This window comes from Succinimonas sp. (assembly GCF_045225735.1).
Lineage (GTDB): Bacteria > Pseudomonadota > Gammaproteobacteria > Enterobacterales > Succinivibrionaceae > Succinimonas.
The window spans coordinates 1-8,447 of the sequence record NZ_JBGVBR010000045.1 but is presented as its reverse complement, the minus strand read 5'-3'; the positions used below and the strand labels follow the sequence as shown (position 1 = coordinate 8,447).

Here is an 8,447-nt window from a genome sequence, read left to right as displayed (position 1 = left end):
GCGGAAAACATCAAAATTCAGATCGGCTGCGCCAGCGAAAACGACGAGGATGAAAAGCTCTCCATGGAGGTTCGCGGTCAGAGCATTGTCAATCAGGTGCCGATGTCTGTGACCATTACCTCGGCAGAGGTAATGGAGGCTATTCAGGATCCCCTGAAAAACATTCTGGCAACCGTGCAGGATGCCCTCGGCAATGTGCGTCCGGAGCTTTCGGCAGATATTTCGGATCAGGGAATAGTGCTTACCGGCGGCGGAGCGCTTCTGCGCAATCTCCACCGCCTGATTCAGGAAAAAACCAATGTGAATGTCCGGGTGGCTCAGGATCCTCTGACCTGTGTGGCCCGCGGCGGCGGCAGGGCCCTGGAGCTTTACGATGCAACCGGATATTCGCTGTTCGAGCGCGGATAACTCATCGGGATCAGCCTCGGTAACGGGGCTTTTTTTCAGAGGTACTGCGGCATGCCTGACAAGCTGAATTACACCATTTCATCCAGCGCCCGTTTCATCATCTGCGGTATTCTTTCTCTTATTCTCATCGTGTGCGATTCGCACTTCAATTATTTTAAGGATCTGCGCTACACGCTGGAAAGCTGGCTTACCCCAGTTTATTACGTGGCAAACATTCCGGCGGCTTTAAGCCGGGGTGTTTCCGAAAGCCGCTATTCCTATCAGGAGCTCCTCCGGGAAAACAATTTTCTGAAAAGCGAAATTGCGGATATCAGGGTTGATCTTTTGCGGTATGACAGCCTGATGGAGGATAACGAGCGCCTGAGACGGCTCAGTAATTCCCCCTTGCAGGATGATTTTCGGAAAATCGGGGCCGAGGTCATAATGGTGGATACCAACCCCTTTTCCCTGACGGTAATGATAAACCGCGGGCTTAATGACGATGTTTATGAAGGACAGCCGGTGGTAAACGAAGAAGGGGTGGTGGGACAGGTTATCAGCGTTTCAAAATCTGTAAGCCGGGTGCTTTTGCTGTCGGATCAGAATCATGCCATTCCGGTGGTAGTGCTGAGAAACGGCATTCGGGCCATTGCCTCGGGCACCGGGGTAGTAAATGAACTCAGCATTGTCAACATGCCCCGCAATGTTGATATCAGAGAGGGAGATCTTCTGGTTACCTCCGGACTGGGGGGCAAATTTCCCCGGGGTTATCCGGTGGCCCGAGTGTCCGCCTTTGATCGCCGGGAAGGTCTGCAGTTTGCCGAAATTAAGGCGCAGCCCACGGTTTATCTGGATCGGCTGAGGCATATGTTTTTAATATGGGTGCCGGAATCCGAAAGAGAGGATATTTACCGGGGGCTTACCCCGGCGGCGGACGGGGCCGGCGAGGGCCGCCGCGATAATACGGACGGAGCGCAGAAACCGGGAAACGCCGGAGGACAGCCATGAATATCAGAAATACCGGAGCCTTCTTTGTGATCTGGGGATCCTTGCTCTTAGGGCTTTTGCTGTCCCTTATCAAGCTTCCAGCGGCCGCGGATATCATTTCCCCGAATTACGTGGTATGCGTGCTGCTTTACTGGGTGATTGCGGTTCCGGAAAAGGTCAATGTAGGCATCGGCTGGCTTACCGGACTTCTGTTTGACTTGATGCTGGGATCCACCCTGGGCATACATGCTGCCGCCTATGCCTTTATGTCCTGGATTGTGGCCTGCCAGTTCCGGAATATCCGGTATTATTCCCTGATCCAGAAAACCTTGGTGGTAGGATCGGTAAACTGTCTGGGGCAGTTTCTGCTGTTCTGGGTTGAGCATATCTTCGGAGTGGTTACCGCAGACTATCATGTCTTCTGGTCATGTCTCTCCACTATGCTCTTCTGGCCTTTGGTGTATCTGATTCTTACTCTTGTTTATGAAGCGGTAATTCCGAAAAGCTCTCTGGAAATCTATGACTTATGATCTTATTCTGGCTTCGGGCTCGCCCAGAAGACGTGAAATTCTTACGGAACTCGGTTTTTCATTTCGCGTTGTGCGGCCGGAAATCGATGAATCCCGGCATCCTGGAGAGAGTCCCGGAGATTATGTAAAACGCCTTTCTCTTGAAAAGGCCCGGGCGGTATCAAGGACTCTGACTGCCGGTAATTCCGCTGCTCTTGCTTCACCCTCCCCTTCCCCTCTTCCCACGGTTCTGGCCGCGGATACCGCACTGGATTTTGCGGGGGATATTATCGGAAAGCCGGCCTCCCGGGAGGAGTTTTTCAGAATTATGACCAGATTAAGCGGCAAAGAGCACCGGGTGATTACCGGTTTTACCGTGCTCAGAGGGGCGGATTCCCATACGGAGGCCGCAGTCAGCCTGGTGCGTTTTCATCAGCTTTCGCCTGACGAAATTGCATGGTACTGGAATACCGGAGAACCCTGCGACAAAGCCGGGGGCTATGCCATTCAGGGCCTGGGCCGCAAATATGTGCGGGAGTATGAGGGCAGTCTCAGCAATATCATCGGGCTCCCCCGGGACGAGGTTACGGCAGCTCTGGCTCTCTTCGGCATTTATCCTGCGGGGCAGGCCGGGGAATGAGACAGCTTTTCATAGAGGATATTCCGGGATCTCTCCGGGCCGGGGTTACCGAGGACGGCGTTCTCTCCGAGTTTTATATATCTTCCGGATTTTCCGGAGACCTTTCCTGTTCCGGCGCGGGCCTCCGCCGGGGCTCTGTTTATGCGGGAAAAATCACCCGGGTAATTCCTGGGCTTGCCGCCTTTCTGGACATCGGGGATATCAGGGCGGCTTATCTTGAACCCGGAAAAAACGGTTTTCCCCCGCAGGTAACGCCGGGAAACGTTATTCCGGCGCTGGCGGAGCGGGAACGACTGGGATCTAAGGGGGCGCGTCTGTCTTCGGATCCCGTGATTACCGGGCGTTATCTTGTGCTGCGTCCCGGGAGCCGGGAAAACCGCATCTCCCCGAGAATTACCAGAGAACACCGGAACTTAATCACAGAAATTGCTCACCGGGTGGTGGATAACCATGTGCATAAGTCTCTGGGGCATTTTACCGTACGCACCATGACCCAGGAAATTCCGGAGGGGCTTCTTGAGAAAACCCTCAGGAAAGAAGCGGATCGTCTTTACGGATTGTGGCTTGATATCCGGGAAAGCTTCCGGAATGATAAAAAAATCCGGTGTCTTTATGAGGCTCCCGGCCCCATTGAGTGTCTGGTACGAGACAGCAGCTTTGATACGATTATCGTGTCCGGAGCCCGGGCTTTCTCTGCCATGTCAGATATTATTGACCGTTATTTTACAGAAGAGCTCAGACCGGAGTTAAGGCTGTTCGGGGAGGATAACCGGGAGCTTCTCTTTGATCATTACGGTTTTGAAAAAGAGATCCGGCAGATCTTTCAGCGTCAGTACCGGCTTCCCTCCGGCGGCGAACTGGTTTTTGACGAGGCCGAGGCTCTCACGGCGGTGGATGTGAATTCCGGAAGTCAGGTTACCGGTTCCTCAGATGAGGAAAAGGCCTTTCTGGTAAACCGGGAGGCCGCTTTGGCGCTTCCGGTTCAGATCCGGCTTCGGGGACTTGGGGGCATTATTGCGGTTGATTTTCTGAACATGAGATCCTCTTCCCGGCGGAGGGAGATACTGAGCCTCCTCAGGGACGGCCTGAAAAGCGATCCTCTGGTGTCCCGGGTTACTGAGTTTTCAGAGCTGGGCCTCCTGGAAATTTCCCGGATGAGAGTCCGGAAGAGCCAGCTCGCAGAGCACAGTCAGGAATGTCCCCGCTGCCGGGGGCGGGGCTCGGTGCCGAATACGGACATGATTCTCGGGGATATTGCCCGGGAGCTTTTCCGGAGAAGGGCGGCTCATCCCGGTTATCAGCAGGTTTTGCTGGGGGATGCCGAACATATGAAGCTTTTCAGAGGCTCCGGGCAGGAATTTATCAGCAAGGTGGCCGCAGCCCTGGGGATAACCGTGACAGCGCGGGAGATGACCGGGGAATCCCGGGAGCACTGGGGGATTATTACCGGGGAAAAAATGGTATGACCATCTCGTTCTCAGACGTCGTTTTTTCCTTTTAAATCAGCCCTGTTTTGCAAAAAACGGTAAAATTATTTGCTCTGCCGGCGTTTTCTGCATATTCTGACAGGCGTAAAAAGCTTTTTTGGAGAACCCTGAATATGTCCTACGAAACCTCACAAGAGCTGATCTCTCAGGTAGAGGATCATTTGCTTAAGGCAAACAATATTGATATTTCCTATATTGAAAAAATGCTGGGCCGTCTCAACAGCGCCAAAATTGATTTCGGGGATATCTATTTTCAGAAAAGAGTCAGCGAATCATGGTCTTTGGATGACAGAGCGGTTAAAAACGGCAGTTTTTCCATTGATCAGGGCTTTGGCGTCAGAGCGGTTTCCGGTGAAAAAACCGCTCTGGCCTATTCAGATGAAATTAATGAAAGAGCGTTGCATCAGACGGTTCGTGCGGCCCGGAGCGTTTCAAAGCAGGCCGGATCCGGGGAGGCTAAGATAGATTTTACCCGGGGCTACCCGGTGCTTATTAAGGATTCCTGGGATCCCATAGGATCGCTGTCCCGGGATCTTAAGGTCAGCATGCTGCGGGAAATGGACGACTTTGCGAGATCCCTGGATTCCCGGGTGGTGCAGGTTATGGCTGGGCTGACCTCCTCTGACAGAGAATTCCTGGTGGCCAATACTGACGGCACCTTGGCTGCGGATATCGCTCCCCGGGTGCATCTCAGCTGCTCGGTGATCGTGGAGGAAAACGGCGTTCGGGAGAATGGCTACAGTTCCTCCGGCAGAATGTCCGAGCTCGCCTATTTTATGGAAGATGTTCCGGTAATCTCCATGGATTACATTGCCGGAATTACCCCTGCTCAGGAATCCCCCGCCATGGAGAAGCGCTATCTGGCCATCGCCAGAGATGCCGTCAGAAACGCTTTGGTTAACCTGCGGGCCAAACCCGCGGCAGCCGGGGAGCTTACGGTTATCCTGGCCGGAGGCTGGCCGGCGGTGCTTTTTCATGAGGCGGTGGGACACGGTCTGGAAGCTGATGGCGTAAGGAAGAACACCTCGGTGTTCCGGGATAAAATCGGCACTGAGGTGGCATCTCCACTGTGTACAGTTATCGATTCCGGTATAGTCAAAAACGGCACCGGATCCTTTAATGTGGACAATGAGGGCACTCCGGCTCAGGAGAATGTGCTGATTGAAAACGGCATTCTCAGGGGATATATGTATGATAAATGCAATGCCATGCTTATGGGGGCCAAGCCCACCGGAAACGGCCGCCGCATGGATTACGACTGCTGTCCGATTCCCCGGATGACCAACACCTATCTGGCTCCCGGAAACACGGATCCCGCGGACATAATCAGGAGCGCGGATCACGGCATATATGCAGTGAATTTTGCAGGGGGACAGGTTGATCCCGCCACCGGCAAATTCACCTTTTCCATGAGCGAGGCCTATGTGATGGAAAAGGGCGAGGTGCTTTATCCCATCAAGGGCGCTACCCTTACCGGAAACTGCATTGATGCTCTTAAGCAGGTTTCTATGGTGGGTAATGATCTGTCCTTTGATAATGGCGTGGGCATGTGCGTCAAGGAAGGTCAGTCTGTGCGGGTGGGGAATGGCATGCCCACGGTCAGACTTGATAAAATCACCGTGGGCGGCACAAGAAGCTGATTTTAAGATTGAGTGGCAATCAAACAAGCAAATATGCTCTTGCAGCTTTCTTGCTTTCCTGAAATCAAAAAAAAACCGGAGGAATCCGGTTTTTTCATTTTGGAGCGGGATGAACTCTATTTGTGAGCGTTGATATACCTTACCGCATCCAGAACGCCGCCGAGATTTTCAACCTTGCTGTAACCGGCTTCGTTAAGAGCTGCTTTGGCGGCGTCTGCTCTTTTGCCGCTCCGGCAGAATACAAAAATGCTGTCATCCTTTGAGATATTATGCTTTTGCACGCCGGCCACGATCTCGGTATGCACGATATTGATAGTGCCGTCGATATGGTAATCCGCGTATTCCTGCGGACTTCTGACGTCAATGTAGACGTCGGCGGCAGCAGCTGCGCCGGCAAAAGCGGAAAGACAGAGCAAAAGTCCGGCGAGGACTGAAGCCTTTTTAATCATACGAAACTCCTGTGGGGTGATTTAAGGGTAAAAACGCAAGCTGGCGTTTTTGCGAATTCATGCGGCGCCCTGGTCTCTCAGGTACTTAAAAAGCTCCCGATAGAAACGCCGATCGCCATCGGGAGACTCCAGTTCCTTTCTGGCCTTGTCGGTGAGAGCGCGGAGCTTCTGCCGGTCATATTCCGGATGCTCGCCCATAAGCCTGTTAATTTCCGGCATGCCTTCCCTGATAAGACGCTCCCGGAGCTCCTCAAGCTTATGAAACGCGGCATTCCCGGCGACGCATTTGCTTTTTACAGCCTCCAGAGCGGCGCTGATGGCGGACACTTCATCATCGTCCAGTCCCCGCATCAGGGCTTCGATATGAAGATGCTCCCGGCGGAGCTCTTCCGAACGGGGCTTCATTTTTCTGGCAGTAAAGCAGGCTTCCCGGAGACTGTCATGATCGCCGAAGGGAATTTTTTCTAATTCGGATTCCGCCAGAGCGACTACCTGTTTCCCGATTTCCCGGAGGCTTCTGGAGTGTCTTTTGCGGGAGCTCCGGGATACCCAGCCGTCATCTTCTTCGTTTTCATGGACAAAATTGTTGTAATCTTGATGCATGGGTCAATATCCTGATTTGATTTTAGTGTATTCTATCAGACGCGTTAACGATACAGGAAGGTTTTACCATGAAAGAACGGATTTTGGCAGAAAAAAAAGAACTGGAAAAGATTGCTGAGATGGCGGTGGATTTTGCTCGGAAGGAAGGGGCGGATGAGTCCGTGATCGTACTTAATAAAAGCACCGGTCTTGATGTGTCATGCCGGCATGGAGAATTGGAAAACATCGATTTCAACAAAAGCCGTTCTCTTTCTGTCAGCGTGCTCAAAAATCAGCAGCGAGGGCAGGCCCGCACGGCCGATCTCAGCGAGGATGCCATCAGGGAGACTGTTCGGGCGGCCTTGTCCATTGCCGGGACTACGATGCCGGATCCCTCGGCGGGACTGCCTGACAAGGATGAATTTGCCACGGAAGCGGTGGATTTTGATCTGCTGCATCCCGAGGAGCCGGATCCCGATGCCTGCATCAGAGAAGCGGTGCGGCTGGAAGGCTTAACCATGTCTCGGGATCCCCGGATCACCGATTCCCGAGGCGCCTCGGTGTCCAATCATTATGGCATGAGCGTGATGCTGAATTCGGCGGGATTTATGTGCAGCGAAGCCAATTCATCTTTCTCCAAATCGGTATGGGTCATGGCCGATGACAGCACCGGAAGACAGAGCGGCGGTTCTGGCAGCAGTTCTGTGGACAGCCGCCGTCTCTATTCTGACGAGAGAATGGCCCGGGAGGCAGTAACAGAGGCTATTGAAAGCATTAATCCCAGAAGAATTCTCACGGGCTCTTATCCCGTGATCTTCCGCTATGATGCCGCTCCGGAAATTATTTTTCCGGCCATATGGGCGATAGTCGGCATGAACCAGTATTACAAGAGCTCGTTTCTGCAAGACTGCCGCGGGAGTCTGGTGTTTCCGGAATGGCTGACCATGAGTTCGGATCCCCATGTAAAAGGACATATTTCAGCACGTTACTGCGATGGGGAGGGGGTGGCTACCAGAAAGTGGGATCTCTTCAAAAACGGAGTGGCGGTGGATTATCTCCATTCCTGCATCAGTGCCCGGAAGATGGGGGAAAAAACCAACGGTCATGCCGGAGGAGCGCTGGGGATTTTGACATTAAAGGATGAAAGAGGCCGGAAAAACAGCTTCAAGGATCTCTTAAGCTATATGGATCGGGGGCTCGTGGTAGTCAGCACCATGGGACAGGGCATTAACCACATGAACGGCGATCTATCATTCGGGGTTACCGGCTTTTGGGTGGAAAACGGCCTTATTCAGTATCCGGTTTCCGGAATAACCATTGCCGGGAATCTCAAAAGCATGTATCTGGGCATCCGGGGCATTGCCGATGACGCAGACGAAAGACAGCGTTTAAGAACCGGGTCGGTGCTGATTGACCGCATGACCGTGGCCGGGGAGTAAAGCAAAGAGCAAGAGGCTGTCCGGTTTTATCTTATTGATTTTTGTTAACTGCCTTGACGCCGAAACACTGCCGGGTTACTATTCACGGCCCGTCAGAACTCCTGTAAATGGTTAAAAAATGTACAGCATTCAAGGGGCAGAATGATGCCAAAGACTCACTTGGGCGATCTCTGAGAGGCCGTCCATGCGGGAGGTAAAATTCTCTGGTTACGGGGATGCGATCGGGCAGCCGGGATCGGACAGTCAGTCCGATCGGCAAGTCCCTTGCAGTTGTCAGATTGGTCGTTGATTGATCATTTTTCTTCCCCCGGCCGAGAAGGAGTATCC

9 protein-coding genes are annotated in these 8,447 nt (G+C 53.0%); 7 read left to right on the top strand and 2 right to left on the bottom strand.

The genetic code is table 11. The features are described 5' to 3' along the window. From ACJROR_RS01705 to tldD, 6 genes are all read left to right on the top strand, one after another. A partial coding sequence (locus ACJROR_RS01705) for a rod shape-determining protein (protein ID WP_406545587.1) occupies positions 1-408 on the top strand: 408 nt, incomplete at its 5' end. A 51-nt stretch (positions 409-459) separates the two neighbouring features. Then, complete coding sequence (gene mreC / locus ACJROR_RS01700; RefSeq protein WP_406043357.1) at positions 460-1,395, top strand: rod shape-determining protein MreC; 936 nt, start codon at positions 460-462, stop codon at positions 1,393-1,395. Beyond that, on the top strand, positions 1,392-1,904 hold the full coding sequence (gene mreD / locus ACJROR_RS01695; protein ID WP_406545586.1) for a rod shape-determining protein MreD: 513 nt from the start codon (positions 1,392-1,394) through the stop codon (positions 1,902-1,904). Before mreC ends, mreD begins: the two co-directional genes overlap by 4 nt. Continuing rightward, positions 1,894-2,523 (top strand): Maf family protein, encoded by a 630-nt coding sequence (locus tag ACJROR_RS01690; protein WP_406545585.1) that lies wholly within the window; start codon positions 1,894-1,896, stop codon positions 2,521-2,523. Before mreD ends, ACJROR_RS01690 begins: the two co-directional genes overlap by 11 nt. Next, entirely contained in the window at positions 2,520-3,989 is a 1,470-nt protein-coding gene (locus tag ACJROR_RS01685; RefSeq protein ID WP_406545584.1) for a ribonuclease E/G, read from the top strand. Before ACJROR_RS01690 ends, ACJROR_RS01685 begins: the two co-directional genes overlap by 4 nt. Positions 3,990-4,123: 134 nt before the next feature. After that, positions 4,124-5,650, top strand: coding sequence for a metalloprotease TldD (gene tldD / locus ACJROR_RS01680; protein WP_406545583.1), 1,527 nt, complete (start codon positions 4,124-4,126; stop codon positions 5,648-5,650). A gap of 116 nt (positions 5,651-5,766) precedes the next feature. On the opposite strand, the gene ACJROR_RS01675 is transcribed toward tldD, so the two are convergent. Together ACJROR_RS01675 and yjgA are read right to left on the bottom strand one after the other, a co-directional pair. After that, on the bottom strand, positions 5,767-6,099 hold the full coding sequence (locus ACJROR_RS01675; RefSeq protein WP_406545582.1) for a rhodanese-like domain-containing protein: 333 nt from the start codon (positions 6,097-6,099) through the stop codon (positions 5,767-5,769). Positions 6,100-6,156: 57 nt separating this feature from the next. Next, positions 6,157-6,702 carry a ribosome biogenesis factor YjgA gene (yjgA, locus tag ACJROR_RS01670; protein WP_406545581.1) on the bottom strand — a complete coding sequence of 182 codons (546 nt, stop codon included), beginning with the start codon at positions 6,700-6,702 and terminating at the stop codon, positions 6,157-6,159. 68 nt (positions 6,703-6,770) lie between these two features. Here yjgA and ACJROR_RS01665 point away from each other — a divergent pair, with 68 nt between their 5' ends. Next, a complete protein-coding gene (locus ACJROR_RS01665; protein WP_406545580.1) occupies positions 6,771-8,120 on the top strand; it encodes a metallopeptidase TldD-related protein in 1,350 nt (449 codons plus the stop codon). Positions 8,121-8,447 lie beyond the last annotated feature (327 nt).

Excerpts from the sequence above, each read along its gene's own strand:
- mreC (WP_406043357.1), top strand. The coding sequence starts at position 460 with ATGCCTGACAAGCTGAATTACACCATTTCATCCAGCGCCCGTTTCATC.
- mreD (WP_406545586.1), top strand. The coding sequence starts at position 1,392 with ATGAATATCAGAAATACCGGAGCCTTCTTTGTGATCTGGGGATCCTTG.
- ACJROR_RS01690 (WP_406545585.1), top strand. The coding sequence starts at position 1,894 with ATGACTTATGATCTTATTCTGGCTTCGGGCTCGCCCAGAAGACGTGAA.
- ACJROR_RS01685 (WP_406545584.1), top strand. The coding sequence starts at position 2,520 with ATGAGACAGCTTTTCATAGAGGATATTCCGGGATCTCTCCGGGCCGGG.
- tldD (WP_406545583.1), top strand. The coding sequence starts at position 4,124 with ATGTCCTACGAAACCTCACAAGAGCTGATCTCTCAGGTAGAGGATCAT.
- ACJROR_RS01675 (WP_406545582.1), bottom strand. The coding sequence starts at position 6,099 with ATGATTAAAAAGGCTTCAGTCCTCGCCGGACTTTTGCTCTGTCTTTCC.
- yjgA (WP_406545581.1), bottom strand. The coding sequence starts at position 6,702 with ATGCATCAAGATTACAACAATTTTGTCCATGAAAACGAAGAAGATGAC.
- ACJROR_RS01665 (WP_406545580.1), top strand. The coding sequence starts at position 6,771 with ATGAAAGAACGGATTTTGGCAGAAAAAAAAGAACTGGAAAAGATTGCT.